Source organism: Exiguobacterium sp. s138 (assembly GCF_018618775.1).
GTDB lineage: Bacteria > Bacillota > Bacilli > Exiguobacteriales > Exiguobacteriaceae > Exiguobacterium_A > Exiguobacterium_A artemiae.
Window position 1 is genome coordinate 315,630 of record NZ_JACSMW010000003.1, and the last position, 16,483, is coordinate 332,112.

General features: G+C 48.0%; 11 protein-coding genes and 1 riboswitch. Of the genes, 3 read left to right on the forward strand and 8 right to left on the reverse strand.

All coding sequences use genetic code 11. The annotated features are described in order from the left end of the window. Positions 1-187: 187 nt before the first annotated feature. On the forward strand, positions 188-3,772 hold the full coding sequence (locus tag KNP91_RS08850; protein WP_214849684.1) for an SH3 domain-containing protein: 3,585 nt from the start codon (positions 188-190) through the stop codon (positions 3,770-3,772). 121 nt (positions 3,773-3,893) lie between these two features. Here KNP91_RS08850 and KNP91_RS08855 read toward each other — a convergent pair whose 3' ends face one another. From KNP91_RS08855 to KNP91_RS08880, 6 genes are all read right to left on the reverse strand, one after another. After that, the gene (locus KNP91_RS08855; RefSeq protein WP_214849685.1) at positions 3,894-4,979 is read right to left on the reverse strand and encodes a universal stress protein; all 1,086 of its coding nucleotides are present in this window, start codon (positions 4,977-4,979) and stop codon (positions 3,894-3,896) included. Next, positions 4,976-5,497, reverse strand: a complete 522-nt coding sequence (locus KNP91_RS08860) for a potassium-transporting ATPase subunit C (RefSeq protein WP_214849686.1) — start codon at positions 5,495-5,497, stop codon at positions 4,976-4,978. The genes KNP91_RS08855 and KNP91_RS08860 overlap by 4 nt, the downstream gene beginning before the upstream one ends. A gap of 13 nt (positions 5,498-5,510) precedes the next feature. Beyond that, entirely contained in the window at positions 5,511-7,574 is a 2,064-nt protein-coding gene (kdpB, locus tag KNP91_RS08865) for a potassium-transporting ATPase subunit KdpB (protein ID WP_214849687.1), read from the reverse strand. A gap of 17 nt (positions 7,575-7,591) precedes the next feature. Beyond that, on the reverse strand, positions 7,592-9,232 hold the full coding sequence (kdpA, locus tag KNP91_RS08870; protein ID WP_214849688.1) for a potassium-transporting ATPase subunit KdpA: 1,641 nt from the start codon (positions 9,230-9,232) through the stop codon (positions 7,592-7,594). A gap of 20 nt (positions 9,233-9,252) precedes the next feature. After that, complete coding sequence (locus tag KNP91_RS15875; RefSeq protein ID WP_214849975.1) at positions 9,253-9,333, reverse strand: potassium-transporting ATPase subunit F; 81 nt, start codon at positions 9,331-9,333, stop codon at positions 9,253-9,255. A gap of 219 nt (positions 9,334-9,552) precedes the next feature. After that, positions 9,553-9,705, reverse strand: a riboswitch (cyclic di-AMP (ydaO/yuaA leader). A gap of 238 nt (positions 9,706-9,943) precedes the next feature. Next, positions 9,944-10,138 (reverse strand): hypothetical protein, encoded by a 195-nt coding sequence (locus KNP91_RS08880; RefSeq protein ID WP_012371418.1) that lies wholly within the window; start codon positions 10,136-10,138, stop codon positions 9,944-9,946. Between the two features lie 171 nt (positions 10,139-10,309). Here KNP91_RS08880 and KNP91_RS08885 point away from each other — a divergent pair, with 171 nt between their 5' ends. After that, the gene (locus tag KNP91_RS08885) at positions 10,310-10,789 is read left to right on the forward strand and encodes a glutathione peroxidase (protein ID WP_026827448.1); all 480 of its coding nucleotides are present in this window, start codon (positions 10,310-10,312) and stop codon (positions 10,787-10,789) included. 108 nt (positions 10,790-10,897) lie between these two features. On the opposite strand, the gene KNP91_RS08890 is transcribed toward KNP91_RS08885, so the two are convergent. Both KNP91_RS08890 and KNP91_RS08895 read right to left on the reverse strand, forming a co-directional pair. Then, positions 10,898-11,467, reverse strand: coding sequence for a hypothetical protein (locus KNP91_RS08890; protein ID WP_012371420.1), 570 nt, complete (start codon positions 11,465-11,467; stop codon positions 10,898-10,900). 106 nt (positions 11,468-11,573) lie between these two features. Beyond that, on the reverse strand, positions 11,574-12,650 hold the full coding sequence (locus KNP91_RS08895; RefSeq protein ID WP_214849689.1) for a glycerate kinase family protein: 1,077 nt from the start codon (positions 12,648-12,650) through the stop codon (positions 11,574-11,576). A gap of 141 nt (positions 12,651-12,791) precedes the next feature. Here KNP91_RS08895 and KNP91_RS08900 point away from each other — a divergent pair, with 141 nt between their 5' ends. Beyond that, positions 12,792-16,349: a CDP-glycerol glycerophosphotransferase family protein gene (locus KNP91_RS08900; protein WP_214849692.1), complete on the forward strand. Its 3,558-nt coding sequence runs from the start codon at positions 12,792-12,794 to the stop codon at positions 16,347-16,349. The last annotated feature ends 134 nt before the right edge of the window (positions 16,350-16,483 follow it).

Consider the following 16,483-nt stretch of genomic DNA (forward strand, 5'->3'; position numbering starts at 1 on the left):
TCTGTTTCCTAAAACAGAAGGGTTTTTTAAAAAACTAAACCCCTTTTTTCAAAAAAAATCTAAATATACTGTAGATAAATGTTTTATTGTCGATAGTAAGTATAGGCAAATTAATTTCACATCTTAGAATTGACATCCTAGAGCCCGAAACGTCTTCGGACGAATTCTAACTAGGAGGATACGATCTTTGAACACGACACTATTCACGAAACCCTTGAAGATGCTGGTCAGCTTTATCCTGGTCCTCGGCATATTTGTTTCTTACAGCCCTTCACTCGAAGCTGCGACGACCAAAGCAACGACCTACCGTCTGTCTGCCGATACTTATCTGTATGACAAGACGACATCTTCACGGAAACGCTTGTTGACGATCAAGACCGGAACTATCGTTTCATCCACGTATGAGTCGTCTTCTGGCTATTTCAGAAGAGTAGCATACGGCGGAAAAACGGGATATGTCGCGTCAAAATATCTAACAGCATTTGATCAGAAAGAAACGATTAAAGGACAACGGTTCCTCGTTTCGAAAAAGACGCCCCTTTATACATCAGCGTCGGCGACAGCTCCTGTCATCGTTACTTTAAATGAACAGGATGCGTACTACAGTTCACAAAAAATCACGAATTCGGTTGGCGAAATCTTTTATCGTGTCAAATATGACGGCAAGACGGTTTATGCCCGTGCCTTAAACGCGACACCGATTGCCTACACGAAAATGTCGAAGACTGCTTTAAAAACGACAGACGGTTACATCCTCCGTCAATATGCCGGTACAGCCTATCCGCGGCAGATTGTCGTTCCAACAGGGACTTCCCTGCAAACAACCGGACGAATCGGTGACTGGTACAATGTCACTTATGCAGGCAAGTCAGGTTATATGCATAAAGGTGCATTCGCCGGCTCTTCTAAACAGGAAGTGACGACGATTCCGGAAACGACGTTCCAAACGAAATCGGCTCTTGTCCTGTACGATACGACGGACGGAACGAAACGTCCGCTCGTCACACTTCCAAAAGGAGCAATCGTTAAATCGACTGCAGTTTCGGGTCTCTACCATCGTGTCACGTATGACGGGAAAACAGGTTACGTTTTGACTGCTGCTTTGAAAGAGTACACGGCAAAGGTCAAGTTAGCCTCGTCACGCTTCCTGTTGTCGAACTCCGTTGAAATCAAAGCCACACCGGCTTCATCCGTCGCGACACTTGCCAGCCTGCAAACGGGAAACGTCTACTATACGACGCAACTCGTGACAAATCCACTTGGCGAGCAGTGGCATAAAGTCTCAAAAGACGGCAAAACCGGTTATGTCAAAGTCAATCAAGGAAAAACGATCAAGTACTATACGGTCCATGATCTTTCTCTAAAGACGACGACAGCAACGGCGTTGCACTCGTATGCCGGTCCTTCGTACGGTGTCATCAAAACGATTCCAAACGGGACCGTCGTCAAAATCCAAGGACAGATCGGCAACTGGTATAAAGTCTCTTATGACGGAAAATCAGGTTACGCAGCCGGTACGACCTTTACGGATTATGTGACGACACAACCGATTCCGGCGACCGATATCCAACTTGAAACGGATGTCGCGATGAAAGCAGCACCGAAAGCCAACGCTGCGACCGTCACGATGTTCAAGACAAAGGATATTTATCAAACGAATCAACTCGTCACGAATGGTTCGTCTAAATGGCATCGTGTCACAAAAGACGGTCAGACAGGATACATCCCGGTCGATCAAGGGAAACCTGTCGATTACAGTTCAGAGAACATGGCAATGAAAGCAACAGAAACGACTATACTGCGTACATATGCAGGAAATTCCTATGCGACTGTCGCAACCATCGCGACAGGTACGAATGTTCAGGTCATCGGAAAAATTCAAGATTGGTATAAAGTATCGGCTAACGGGAAAACCGGTTATGTTGTTGCGGATACGATGACTGAATTGATTACGAAAAAAACACTGCCGGCTTCACGATTCGTCTTATCGAAGTCAGTCGACGTAAAGAAATCGCACCACTCGACAGCCGATACGTTGACGACACTCTCGGTAAATGACGTCTACTATACGACACAAGTCATCACGAACGGTCGTGCAGAACAGTGGCACCGGATGACGATTGATGGAAAAACCGGTTACGTCCGCGTCAACCAAGGAACATCGATTGCCTACGAAGCCCTACCGGAAACAAAATACAAAACGTCAGCGGCAACACCGCTCCGGTCTTATGCCGGACCATCTTACGCTCCCGTCACGACGATTCCAAACAAAACGGTCATCACGGTGACAGGACGAATCGGCAACTGGGTGAAGATCACCTATGCCGGTAAGAGCGGTTATGCAGTAGCGTCTACTTTGACGGAGTTTTCGGAGACGACGACGATTGCGGAAGCCCGCTTCCTGCTCGACGCCCCGGTTGCTGTCAAAAGTGATGCGAAAGATACGGCCACAACCATCGCCAACTTAAACAAAGGGAATGTCTACACGACGAAAACGCTTGTGACGACATCTGCCAATGGTCAGTGGCATCAAGTCACGGTCAACGGAAAAACAGGTTATATCAAGCTTGGTCAGCCGACTTCACCGATCGCTTATGAGCCGATCGAAAAATCGTTTGTCCGGGCAACCGGAACGACTTCGCTCCGCTCTTATGTCGGAGATGCATATCAACTCGTCGCTTCCATTCCTGTGAATACGGTTTTACCGGTCACCGGAAAAATCGGCAGCTGGTATGAAGTTTCTTATGAAGGGAAGACGCTTTATGCGTATAACGGGACAATGGTCATGACATCAGCCAAGCTGAACGTCTATAATTCAGTCGCAACACCGTATACGTTTGACAGCTTCATCAGTGCCCAAATGAAACTGAATCCTCCCCCACAAACCGATTTGTATGCTTCAAAACTGATGTACGTCAGTGCTGACTACGTTCGCCTCGGCGGTGCCCTCGATCCGGTCAACGGAACGATTGCCACGGTCACGGCAACGACACCGCTGAACATCCGCTCCGGTGCGACGACGGCCAGTCACGTTTATGGTCAGTTCAAACCAAGCGTGATGATCAAGGTCTATCAAAACGTCAGCGGCTTCTACACGACGTATCCGCGCGTCTACACAACGACGACAAAGTATTCAACGATTTACTGGTTGAACGCACTCGAAGCCGATGTCCGGAATGCGGCGGATCCGCTCAAAGTTGATCGTCAATCGTCTGCCTATTACCAGTTCCTTGATTTATCCAAATCAACAGGTGCTTCAGCGGCGACGTTGAACAACATCCTCGCGACAAAAGGTATCTTCGGTAAATGTACGACAGGCAGTTGCGGTCAAGCTTTCATCGATGCCGGCGCGAAGTATTCGGTCAACGAAGCGTACCTGATCTCACATGCTTTACTCGAGACAGGGAACGGGACGTCGAAACTTGCGACAGGTGTCATCTGGAACGGACGAACAGTCTACAACATGTACGGAATCGGTGCGTATGACTACGATGCCATCAATACAGGTGCTGCGTATGCGTACAGCAAAGGATGGTTCACACCGGAAGCCGCCATCGTCGGTGGTGCGGAATTCATCAGTACGACATACATCCACAATGCTTACGACCAAAACACGCTCTACAAAATGCGTTGGAGTCCGATGCGTCCGGGTGTTCACCAGTACGCGACGGATATGGGCTGGGCGGTCAAACAAACAACCCAAATCTACAAGCTGTATGAACAGATGGACAGCTATACGGCCGTCTTTGATATTCCAGTCTTTACGCGTTAAGAACTACAAAAAAATCCAGACATTGAATCCATCGATTCGTGGTCTGGATTTTTTTTGTGTGCTTTGACCGCCACCATCTGACGGAAGACGTCTCCTGCATTTACGCGGAAGAGACACCCTGTCAGACTTGATCATCAGCGACGATTTGCAAATCAATGCCCCGGTTTTGGCGCATGATTTGATTGACGATCGAACCGCGCCGGATTTCCTGCCACCGGGTCCGTGCGGATTGACCGAGCACGATTTGTGTGATGCGATGATGTTTTGCGGCTGCCGTGATGGTTTCCGCAATCGAACGTTCCCCTTGAATCCGAATTAAGACTTCTGCGTCAAACAGGGCTCCACTTTCGCGTAACATCGCCAGTACTTCTTTTTGCGATGCCGTCAACTGGTTTTCCGGTTTGGGTAGAATCGTCAAAATGTAAAGATCGGCTTTCATCCGGCTCGCCATCCGAAATCCACGATAGATCAACTTTCGCGCATTTTCATTCAACTGGACACAGACTAAAATTCGTTCCTGTAATAAGGTCGGATCTTTTTCGATCAAGAGACGTGCTTGATACACTTGATCGTCGACTTCATCCGCGACCTGCCGGAGCGATAACTCCCGTAAGCTCGCTAAGTTTTGCAAGGAGAAAAAAGAATTTAAGCTCTGTTCAATCTTCTCTTTTTTATAGATTTTTCCGTGTTCCAATCGCTCACGCAAGGTTTGCGGCGTCACGTCCACGAGTAGAATCTCATCCGCCTCCCCGAGGAAGGGATCCGGAATCCGCTCCCGGACTTCGACCCCTGTCATTTCTTTCACCTTAAACAGCAGGCTTTCGAAATGCTGGATGTTGACGGCCGAATAGACATTGATGCCCGCTTCAAGCAGGACGGAGACATCCTGATATCGTTTTTTCCGAATCGATCCCGGCGCATTCGTATGTGCCAGTTCGTCTATTAACACGATGTCCGGTTTGCGGGCAATGATCGCTTCGACGTTCACTTCAAGAAACACTTTCTCTTTATAGTGGACTTCGAGTAACGGCACCTGTTCGAGCCCCCCGATCATCTCTGCCGTATCCCGACGGCCGTGCGTCTCGATCAAACCGATGACGACATCCTTGCCTTCCCGGACCAACGCATGGGCATCCGCCAGCATCTTATACGTCTTCCCGACACCGGGAGCCGAGCCGATATACAGCTTCAGCTTTCCGCGTGTCATGATGGACTCCGATCAAGTTTCAGATTCAACATCAAAACGTTCACATATTGATTATTCCCTGCTTCCTGATCGATTAATCGCTGAACAGCATCACGCGAGAGATTTCGTTCGGTTGCAATCCGTTTGACCTGTGCCCGCGCATAGTCGAGCGAGATGTGCGGATCGAAGCCAGAACCGGACGTCACGCGGGCATCGTCCGGAAGCGAAGCGCCGTCCACTTGATTCTGTTTCGCGAATTCCGCCATATTCTTGCCAAGCTCCGGGTTCGAAGCGGCCAGGTTATCCCCAGCAGATGATCCCGCTAATTGATCGACTGCTGACGGACGTCCGTGGAAATATTGTTTTGACGTGAAAGGTTGCGCAATCAATTCCGATCCGATGAATTTTCCGTTTTCCTGCACCAGTGAACCGGCTGCTTTGTCCGGAACAAGTAATTGACCGAACAAGGTCAGCAAAGCGGGAAAAACAATCCCGCACAACGCAGTGACGAAGACCGTCACACGAATGGCCTGTTTCATGATTCTGTTCTCCTTATAGGATGCTTGCGAGCAAGACATCAATGATTTTAATGCCGATGAACGGGACGATGACGCCGCCAACACCGTAGATGAGTAAATTCCGGCCGAGCAGTTGATCCGCTGTCATCGGTTTATACGAGACACCTTTCATCGACAGCGGAATCAGCATCGGAATGATGATCGCGTTAAAGATCAGTGCCGACAGGATGGCCGTCGTCGGGGAATCGAGACGCATGATGTTCAGCAGTTCCATTTGCGGAATCGCGACCATGAAGATTGCCGGAATGATCGCAAAGTATTTCGCGACATCATTGGCAATCGAGAACGTCGTCAACGCACCGCGTGTCATCAGCAACTGTTTACCGATTTCAACGACTTCGATGATTTTCGTCGGATTGGAGTCGAGATCAATCATGTTGGCTGCTTCTTTTGCCGCCTGCGTTCCGCTGTTCATCGCAAGACCGACATCGGCCTGGGCAAGCGCCGGTGCATCGTTTGTTCCGTCGCCTGTCATCGCAACCAGGTGTCCGGCGTCCTGCTCACGTTTGATGACACAGATTTTATCTTCCGGCGTACATTCGGCGACGAAATCGTCGACTCCGGCTTCGCGGGCAATCGTTGCTGCCGTCAATGGATTGTCGCCGGTACACATGACCGTTTTGATTCCCATCTCCCGCAGGCGGTCAAACCGTTCCCGCATGCCGGGCTTAACCGTATCCTTCAGATAAATGACACCTAAGATTTCCGTATCGATGGCGACGACGAGTGGTGTCCCGCCGAGCCGTGAAATCTGATCGACTGTTTCCTGCAGATTGCTAGGAATCTCTCCCCCTTGGTCCGCGACCCACTGTTGAATCGCTTGTCCGGCTCCTTTTCGGACCCGGCGGCCGTCGGCTAAATCAAGACCCGACATCCGCGTTTCCGCCCGAAACGGAATGATTTCCGCCCCGTCCAACTGTTTTTGTTCAATCGGCATGTTTCGAAGTTCAGCCAGTTCCAGAACCGAACGGCCTTCCGGTGTCTCATCTGCGAGTGAAGAGAGTGTCGCACCGGAAAAGACAGTTTCCGTCGTCGCAGCACCGACCGGCAGAATGTCGGACGCCATCCGGTTCCCGAATGTAATCGTACCCGTCTTATCAAGAATGATCGTTTGAATGTCTCCCGCTGCTTCGACCGCTTTCCCGCTCATCGCAATGACGTTAAAGCGGGTCACGCGGTCCATCCCGGCAATCCCGATCGCCGATAACAATCCGCCGATCGTCGTCGGAATCAGACAGACCAGCAAGGCGATCAGAATCGGACCGGACAAATCAAAGCCTAAATAATTCGTAAAGACAGGTAGTGTCATGACGACGAGTAAAAAGATTAGTGTCAAGCTTGTCAGTAACGTCGACAGCGCCAATTCGTTTGGTGTTTTTTGCCGGCTTGCTCCTTCGACGAGCGCAATCATCTGGTCGAGGAACGATTCACCCGGGTTACTCGTAATCCGGACTTCAATTTCGTCACTGACGACTAACGTGCCGCCGATGACAGATGAGAAGTCACCCCCGGCTTCCTTGATGACCGGTGCTGATTCTCCGGTGATCGCCGACTCATCAATCGAAGCGAGACCTTTAATGATTTCGCCGTCCCCCGGTACATATTCACCGGTCCGGACGAAAACGATGTCACCCTTCCGCAGTGTCGCCGAGGAGACAGTCTCGATCATCTGCCCGACCCGTTTGCGCGCCATGACATCCGCTTTTGAGGCTTTTAAAGAATCTGCCTGGGCTTTCCCACGTCCTTCGGCGATTGATTCGGCGAAATTCGCGAACAGAACGGTCAGGAACAGGATGATGCTGACGGCTAAGTTAAAACCACGCATCTCGTCGATGAAAATCGTATAACCGATTGCCAGCAGACAACCGATCCAGACGACGAACATGATCGGTTGTTTGACCATATGCGCCGGATTTAATTTTTTAAAGGCATCCAGTGTCGCTTGTTTTGCAATTGACGGATTAACGGCTGATGTTGACGCTTTTTCCGGAACGTTCGGTTCCTGCCCAGTAGGTTGATCTTTGATTGGTTCCATCATCTTTCATTATCTCCTGTTCACATCGTCAGCCAATCCGCGATAGGTCCAAGTACAAGCACTGGCAGGAATGTCAATGCACCGACGAGTACGACCGTCCCGAGGAAAACTGTACCGAATAGTGGGGTATCTGTTTTAAACGAAAATTCATCTTGCGGAACAGCTGGTTTTGCTTTCAGTGATCCTGCAATCGCAAGCATCAGAATCAACGGAATGTAACGACCAAAGAATAAGGCAAACGACGTCGAGACATTCCAGTAGACATTCGCGTCACCGAGCCCTTCAAAACCGGAACCATTGTTGGCGGTAGCCGAAGTGAACTCATACAAGACTTGTGACAGACCATGGTAGCCAGGATTTGAAATCGCTCCGACACCCGGTGCCACGTACATTGAAACTGCTGTTCCGACGAGAATGAGGAACGGTGGGACGAGTAAGGTAATCGCCATCAGCTTGACTTCAAACGTCTCGAGCTTTTTGCCGAGGAAGGTCGGTGTCCGGCCGATCAGCAATCCGGTCAGGAAGACGGCGACAAACGCATACAACAACACGTTCAGGAAACCGGCTCCCGTTCCACCATAGACGACGTTCAGCATCATGTTGCCTAGCTGAATCAGCCCGGCAAGCGGATGAAGCGAATCATGCATCGCATTGACAGCACCGGTTTCAGCCGCTGTCGTAATCGAGCTGTATAAGATCGTCCCGATTTGACCAAACCGGAGTTCCTGACCATGTGCGGTCGGATTTGCGAGGAGACTGCCGGCCATGCCGAACGTCATCATGATAAACAGGAGCGTCATCACGCCGAGGAACAGACGGCCCTGCTTCGCTGAACCGATCATTTTTCCGTAAGCGACCGGAAGTGACATCGGAATCAGCAGCATCAAAAACATCTGGATGAAGTTAACGTACTGGTTCGGGTTCTCAAACGGATGCGCTCCGTTCGCTCCGAAGAATCCGGCGCCGTTGTTCCCAAGCTGTTTGATGACTTCAAACGCCGCGACCGGTCCACGGTAAATCAGTTGCTTTGCTCCTTCGAGTGTCGTCACGGTCACCGCTCCGCCAAACGTCTGCGGAACGCCGAGTAAAATCAGCAACAATCCAAACAGGAAGGACACCGGAATTAAGATCCGGAGAATAAAACGAACGAAATCCGCATAAAAATTTCCAAGCGGCTGATTCGCCAGTCCGCGGATAACGGCGATACAGACCGTGAAGGCCATCGTCGGTGCGACGAACAACATCGTACCGAGGACAAATGTCTGGGACAGATACGATAACGCTTCACCAGAGTAGTGCTGTTGATCGGTATTCGTCATGAAGCTGATCGTCGTATGCAGAGCAGTCGACCAATCCAGATTGACGGCTCCATTCGGATTCAGCGGCAAACTCCCTTGAAAACGCAGTAACAGGTATCCTCCGACAAAAAACAGCAAGTTGACGAGTAACAGACTTTTCGAATACCCGACCCACGACTGGTCTTGTTTTCGTTCATCGACACCGAGCAGCAACAACAAACGCCGCTCCAGCTTACCAATCCAGTCAGTCTTTCGAATACCTACAGGTGCAAAGACCGTTCCGATGTACCGCCCAAGCAAAACGGCTGCTCCGAGTGCGATGACCAGTAAAATCCAAAATTGAAGTAAAAATTGAGTCCACATGATTTGTTTCTCCTATGCGATTAGAATTTTTCCGGATAAATTAAACAATAGCTCAGATACAAAAAGACGAGACAACCGACTGCCAATAAAAACCATGTCATTTCCGGTCACCTGCCCGCCATTGAATCCGTTCAATCAGACCGATCATCAAAAACGAGCTTCCGAAAAAGAAGACGAATAAAAGAATGCTCCAGATATCCCCCATGTTGAAATTACCTCCATATTATTCAATATTTTTACAATTAAACACGACAAAAAGACGATGTGAGGCAGTAACGGCCCCAGCATCGCCTTAAAAAATGGCAGCACTGAATAAGAGTCGTTCCCTCCTAAAACGCCTGCGAGGTTAGCTGTCGGATTCGGGCATACCTAGGATTTTGCCCTACTTCTCTTGTCTGAGAAGATTCACCCCGTGTCACGTGTCGTGACGGTTGGGTCCCCCGCTTCAATCATGAACTCGGCGTACTTTGAGATCGAAGCATTAACATGTTAGTGTTCGTTGATGAGATGGATATTACTCCGATTATTTGACGTTGTAAATAGAATTTCTAAAAAAAATATAGTCAGACTTTTTGATGACTTATTTTATAAAAATAGTGTTTTTTAGCCTATGCTATAGAAGAAAAAAAACCGCAGAAACCGATTCCTTCATCTGAATGGAACATTCCTTCAGCAAGAAATCGGACTGCGGTTTTTTTGAATCAACACCGGTTATGATTGCTCATTCAGTTTGGCCTGGACCGTCAAAGGAGCTAGCATCGTCACCCACAGGGCGACCACTCCAGAAACAAGAATCACAATATCACGTTCGAATCCGAGGGTCAGCAGTGTCACAACACTTGCGACCAAGACGAGACAAAGCGTCGCGATCATGACAAAACGCGATTGTTTCAACATCTTTCTCATGTGGCATCTCTCCTTTCCTTCCAAAGACTTTTGTATTTTATCAAATATCGGCACGATTCAGGGTGACTGACACCGGATTGTGAAGGGATTGTCATCTTGATAACCGTCATTCAGGCGAAAGCCGGAGGCATTTGCTACACTGGGATTAAGACCATAAGGGGGAATTCAGATATGTTACAGGAGCAGACATTTCAACGGATCGACGGTACGGAAGCGACGTTAAAAGATTATCCGGGACAAGCTTGGCTGATCGTCAATACAGCGAGTAAATGCGGCTTGACACCCCAGTTTGAAGGACTGGAACAACTTCATCAGGACTACCGGAAACAAGGACTCGTCGTCCTCGGTTTCCCCTGTAACCAGTTCGCCGGACAGGATCCGGGAACAGACGAAGAAATCCAGAGTTTTTGCCAAATGAACTACGGCGTGACGTTCCCTGTCTTCTCAAAAATCGAAGTCAACGGGGAAGGGACACATCCGTTGTTCGCAGAACTGAAAGCACTTGCCCCGAACACGACGGGCGAGCAGGACGTCGAATGGAACTTCACGAAATTTTTAGTGACGCGTGACGGGGAAGTCACACGATTCGCACCAAAAACTAATCCGACAGATCTTGTCGCAGCTATCGAACGGATTGTCGTTCCGGTTTAAGATCGATTCGTACGAAGCACATCTTTCCATCAAACAGACAAACGGGGGAGCGGATTTAACGTCCGTTCCCCCGTTTTTTCTATTTTCTTTTTGCTGATCCAACGTAACTCATGGTGTTCCCGGATCCAAGTGCCCTTTAATCATTTCTTCCGCCAACACTTTTACATCTTCGACGTCGCGCATTTCCGTAAACGGATGTCCCCAGACATCCAGCCATTCGATTTCTTCAATCGGCTGGGTCCGGAAACGTTTGCCGGTCGGCTCAAATGATCCGGCAGCCGTTGATTCGAAGGCGGCGTACTTCAGCAACCACGGTTTATCAAGCAATAATTTTGTCGTCTGTTTCGGATTTTTGAACATGACGTCACCGACCAGGACAACGGGATCAAATCGTTCATGAAGCGGATGCGTGTATTGAACGGACACAATCAGAGCATGATTCAACACTTTTTCATTTTGACGTGTGTAAGACCGGGTCAAAAAATGCGGGACAAGCGATTCGGCGCTGTCCTTCGTCTGATGAATACTGATGCCGTGTTCTGTCTGGACGACATCCGGTAAAGTCGGTTCGTATCCCCGGTTGGCGAGTTGTTGATCGAGCTCCTTGAATAATAATAAGGTATGTTCGACGAGTGCACGGACTTGTCGAAATGACAGTTGAATCGACTGATTGATCATGAGGTTGACCTGCCTTCCAATTGATAGAGTAATATAGTTTCTTTTACCCTAAGCCCTATCCGTTCATACCTGTTCCTTTCAACTATTCACCTGATTTTAAAAGAATTCACCTGTCTCGCACTGCCGGCAACCTTCGGACGATTTGTTCAGCACGCCGCGTTAAACGTTGTTTCGTCACGAACGGATCAAGCGTCTTTTCTTCATCCGGATCATGAATCACTTCGCAAATCCATGCCTGTTCCATCCTTTCCGTCACTTCACCCGCAAGGACGATACAAGGAACGTCCGCCTGATCCGCTAATGCCATGACCTTTGCCGGGAGCTTCCCCATTGCAGTCTGACGATCGACCCGTCCTTCCCCCGTCCAGACATAATCGGCTCGTTCCATCCGTTCCCTCGCATTAATCATCGGCAAGATAAAGTCTGCCCCCGATTCGATTGAAGCACCAAGCGCGTATGCCGCTCCGCCGAGACCACCGGCCGCCCCTGCTCCTTTGATTTGATTGATATGCAGCCGGTGTCCGATTTCTTTTAACCGTCCATCCAGTAAAATAATTTCCGATGCAGTCAATCCTTTTTGCGGTCCGAAGACGGACGCGGCTCCCAGTTCACCGGCATATGGAGCCGTGACGTCTGCCAAGACATGTAAGGGAACGGACATGGCTGGAAGACAGAGGTGTTTCGTTTCCATCAACGGGTTTGTTTGCCACGAAATCGGTGCCCCGGTTTCTGTCATTAAGTCAGCCCCCAGCTCTGCCAAGAAACCAAGTCCGCCATCGGTCGTCGCCGTACCGCCCAAAGCCAAAAATGCGTCAGATACACCCGTCGTCAACACCTGCCGGACGAGACGACCGACGCCCCGTGTATGCACCGAAAAGGCCTCATCTTCCGGTCGTTTCAAGTGAAGTCCGCAGACGCTTGCCGCCTCGATGACGGCAATCCGGTCTTTTTGCGCATAGGCTACGTCAATCGGACGACCGGCAAAATCGATTGTTGCAGCCCAGATTTTTTTAAAGCCGTTGGCGAATAACGTATCAATCGTGCCCTCTCCGCCGTCTGCGACCGGACTCCAGTCAATCGTCGCGTCAGGATCAGCATGCAGGATGCCCCGTTCAATGGCACGCGCTGCATCTTCCGAGCCGATACAGCCTTTAAAGCTGTCGATACAGATGAAATGATGCATCTTGATTACCTCCCCTGACTTGTCTTTAATTTGACCATCCCAAAAAAAGAAAATATGATATGATAATTGTCATGCACACGACACGTTCTATTTGTTTTCGCCGTCGAAAACAGACGATTTTTTATGAGGAGGTTCTACCCCGTGAGTCTTTCCAAGACACTTTTACGAATGGCACGATTCGGCAGTTCAGTTTTACCAAAACCCAAAAAGACGATTTCACGTCGCGCTAAGTTTAAACAAACGCTACAACTCAGTTCAACATTTCAAGAACATATTTTGAGTGGACGTTTGTCTGATCCTTCAGTGAATGTTGAGTCTCTGATCATTCGTGATAATCGATTGAATGAAGTAGTTCAATTACAAAATACCCATCCGACAGGTGATGGCCAGTTCTCTTTCTCGCTAACACATGATATCTTGCCTGCTCTCGTTGAACAGGTATTAGAAAACAAACTGTTAGCGGAGCAAGAACAACTGTCTCTTGAAGAAGATACGAAAGAGGCTATCTCGATCTTGGAGGCAGATGCTTCGGAAGATTTAGCAGAAACTGATTCAGAATCCGAAACGGACTTGCCGACCGGTCGATTTTCTTTTTGGTTGAAGTTTTCAAAAAACCTCGAAGATTTTCGTCCAACGACGCTCAAAAAATGGGAAACAAAAGGATTACCGAGTCGTTCTTCGATTAACGGTGGACTGTTTACCCGCGAAATTATCTTAGGACGTTTTCTCGAGACTCGAATTTCTTCTCCTTTAAAGCCGTTGATTGATTCAGAATTTCAAAATTCGGCTCATATCTACACGGATTTAAAAGGGAATTTAAGATTACTGTTAAACAAAGAACCTAAAGTTAAACCGAAGATGCAAATCGATTCCATCGAGCGTCCTGTTGCGAATCAAACTGAAATTAAAGGGAAAATCTTTACCCGCCATGCTTTTATTCAAAAAGGAACATTGCAACTGGTCCACCGGGAAACAGGAGAACAAGTTGCAGTCCCGATCGATTGGATGTATGACAATGCCAAAAGTGCTGAGAAATTCGGACTTTACCGGTATACCTATCGAGCACTGATTGATTGGACAGATATTTACCATCAGCAACAACTTTTAAAAGAAGGCGTATATGATACATTCGTCTCGCTCGAATACTATCATCGTTCAGAGACTACATTGCTCCGTCTCGGTCGTGCTCGTTACATCACCCGCCAATTGATTTCAGAAACAAAAGCCCGAAGCGATCGACACACGATGCTCATCAATCCTTACTTTACGATCGGACATCGAAATCTCTCGTTCGAAATGACGGAATTCACGAATGAAAACTATGATTATCTGAATCATATGATGAAATTCGCACCGGTTTACCGGTTGTTTGCTGAAAAGAATACGTGGATTGTCGGAGAACGTCCTTATAAGGCACAGGATAATGGTTATCACTTCTTCAAATATATGCGCGATACCTATCCTGATCGTCCTGTTTATTATGTCATTGACGAAAATTCGCCGGAATTTGAGAAAGTAAATCAACTGGGACATGCCTTACCGTTTAAATCCAAAGAACATATCTATCACACGCTTATGGCGAAAAAAGTCATTGGTACGCACCATGGAGATTATTTATATCCTGTTCGTTCAAAACGTTTTGATAACAAGATGAACGCAGAACATGTTTTCCTCCAACACGGTGTACTCGGAACGAAAAATTTAGAAAATCATTACGGCAAGAATTCACCGTCGTTCCATACTGATCTGTTTTTCGTCAGTTCAGAACGCGAAAAGCGTGTCGTTACAGAAGATATGGGTTATCCGGAACATGAAGTTCGAGTCACTGGACTGGCACGTTTCGATACCTTGCTCGCAAAGGATTGCGAAGTAAAACGTCAAATTTTAATTATTCCTACATGGCGTACCTGGTTACAGACACCGCTCCAATTCTTTGAATCTGAGTATTACGAGCAATATCGGACCCTTTTATCGAGCGAAAGACTCCATGAGTTCGCTTCGGCCCATGACATGGAAATTATTTTTTGTCTGCACCCGAACATGCAACAATATTCGAGTCATTTCGAAGACTTGCCGATTACGGTCATCAATCAGGGAGAACGTGATGTTCAGGATCTAATGAAAGAAAGTATGCTGATGATTACAGATTATTCAAGCGTTGCTTTTGACTTCAGCTTCTTGAAACGACCTGTTTTCTATTTCCAGTTTGACAGTCGGCGTTTCATTGGACCTAAAGGATCCCATTACGACTTGGAGAAAGAATTACCCGGTCCAATCTCCAAAACACCGGATGAAGTACTGGATCAATTGGAACTTTCCGCTGAACGTCAGTTCCAAATGGAAGTTGAGTATGAAAAGCGAGCGGATATTTTCTTGAGACCGGTCAATTCATCTTATGCAGAAACGATTTATCAAAACATTACTGACTTTAAAAAGCAAACCAGCTGGTTAGAACGTTTAGAGACGAGTGAAGCTGCGAATATTCTATACCGTTTGTATAGAAAAAATCGTTACTACTTCCCGTCGATGAAGCTTGCCTATCGTCTCATGCAAAAACTGCCGGTCGATCCGAAACTCGTTGTGTTTGAGAGCGGACTCGGTAAACAGTATTCCGACAGCCCGCGTTATATCTATGAAGAGTTAAAACGACGTAACCTCGATTACAAAGTCGTCTGGGTCTACAATAAGCGGCTTTACCTCGGGGACCCGAATGCCAAAGTCATCAAGCGTCTGTCTCCTGCTTACTTCTATTACTTGGCGACGGCGAAGTTCTGGGTCAACAACCAAAACTTCCCGCATTACTTCACACGCCGGAAAGAGACAACGTACATTCAGACGTGGCACGGGACACCACTTAAAAAGATGTTGTTCGATTTGGACGAGATTCACGGACGGGACGAAGGGTATGTCGACCGGGTCACGAACTCGATCAAACAATGGAGCGTCCTGTTGTCTCCAAGTGCTTACGCCTCGACCATCTTCAAAAGTGCCTTCCGGTATGATGGACCGATTTTAGAATCCGGTTATCCGCGGAATGATTTGTTCTTCTCGAACAATCAGCCGAAGACCATCGAGAGTATCCGGACGAAACTTCAATTGTCGGATGAGAAGAAAGTCATTTTATACGCTCCGACCTTCCGCGATCATCAGTCGCTCGGAAACGGAAAGTTCTTCTTCGACTATCCGTTCGATTTCGACCGTGTCACGGAAGCACTCGGTGACGAATACGTCTTCTTGATCCGGACGCACGTTCTTGTGACGAAGAAACCGCGTATTCCTGCTGAACACCGGGAACGTTTTATCGATGTCACGAGTTATCCGGATATTCAGGAACTGTACTTGATCACGGATTTATTGATCACCGACTATTCGTCCGTGTTCTTTGATTTCGCGAACATGAACCGCCCGATGTTCTTTTATGCGTACGATCTCGATTTATACCGCGATACATTACGCGGCTTCTATCTTGATTATTATCAGGACTTGCCGGGACCGATTCTCGAAACCGAAGATGCCTTCGTTGAAGCCTTGGCCAATATCCCGCAATTGACGAGCGACTACCAGTCACGGCTCGATGCTTTCCGGGAATCCTATTGTGCGATGGAAGACGGGTCGGCGGCTTCGCGTGTCGTTGACACCTACTTTGCAAAAGATACACTTGAAATGACCGAGCAGTCGGACGGCAGTTATTCTGTTTAAGAGCTTATGTTTTTAAGATTCCTTCCACACGCGTGGAAGGAATCTTTTTTTCTGATTTGACGAAAAACCATCGGCTTCAGCCAATTGCTTTTTGATTTGATTTCCAATTAATGTTATTCTAAATTAGAATTTCA

Coding starts and splice junctions, on each gene's coding strand:
- KNP91_RS08855 (WP_214849685.1), bottom strand. CDS start 4,979: ATGACACGCGGAAAGCTGAAGCTGTATATCGGCTCGGCTCCCGGTGTC.
- KNP91_RS08860 (WP_214849686.1), bottom strand. CDS start 5,497: ATGAAACAGGCCATTCGTGTGACGGTCTTCGTCACTGCGTTGTGCGGG.
- kdpB (WP_214849687.1), bottom strand. CDS start 7,574: ATGATGGAACCAATCAAAGATCAACCTACTGGGCAGGAACCGAACGTT.
- kdpA (WP_214849688.1), bottom strand. CDS start 9,232: ATGTGGACTCAATTTTTACTTCAATTTTGGATTTTACTGGTCATCGCA.
- KNP91_RS15875 (WP_214849975.1), bottom strand. CDS start 9,333: ATGACATGGTTTTTATTGGCAGTCGGTTGTCTCGTCTTTTTGTATCTG.
- KNP91_RS08880 (WP_012371418.1), bottom strand. CDS start 10,138: ATGAGAAAGATGTTGAAACAATCGCGTTTTGTCATGATCGCGACGCTT.
- KNP91_RS08885 (WP_026827448.1), top strand. CDS start 10,310: ATGTTACAGGAGCAGACATTTCAACGGATCGACGGTACGGAAGCGACG.
- KNP91_RS08890 (WP_012371420.1), bottom strand. CDS start 11,467: ATGATCAATCAGTCGATTCAACTGTCATTTCGACAAGTCCGTGCACTC.
- KNP91_RS08895 (WP_214849689.1), bottom strand. CDS start 12,650: ATGCATCATTTCATCTGTATCGACAGCTTTAAAGGCTGTATCGGCTCG.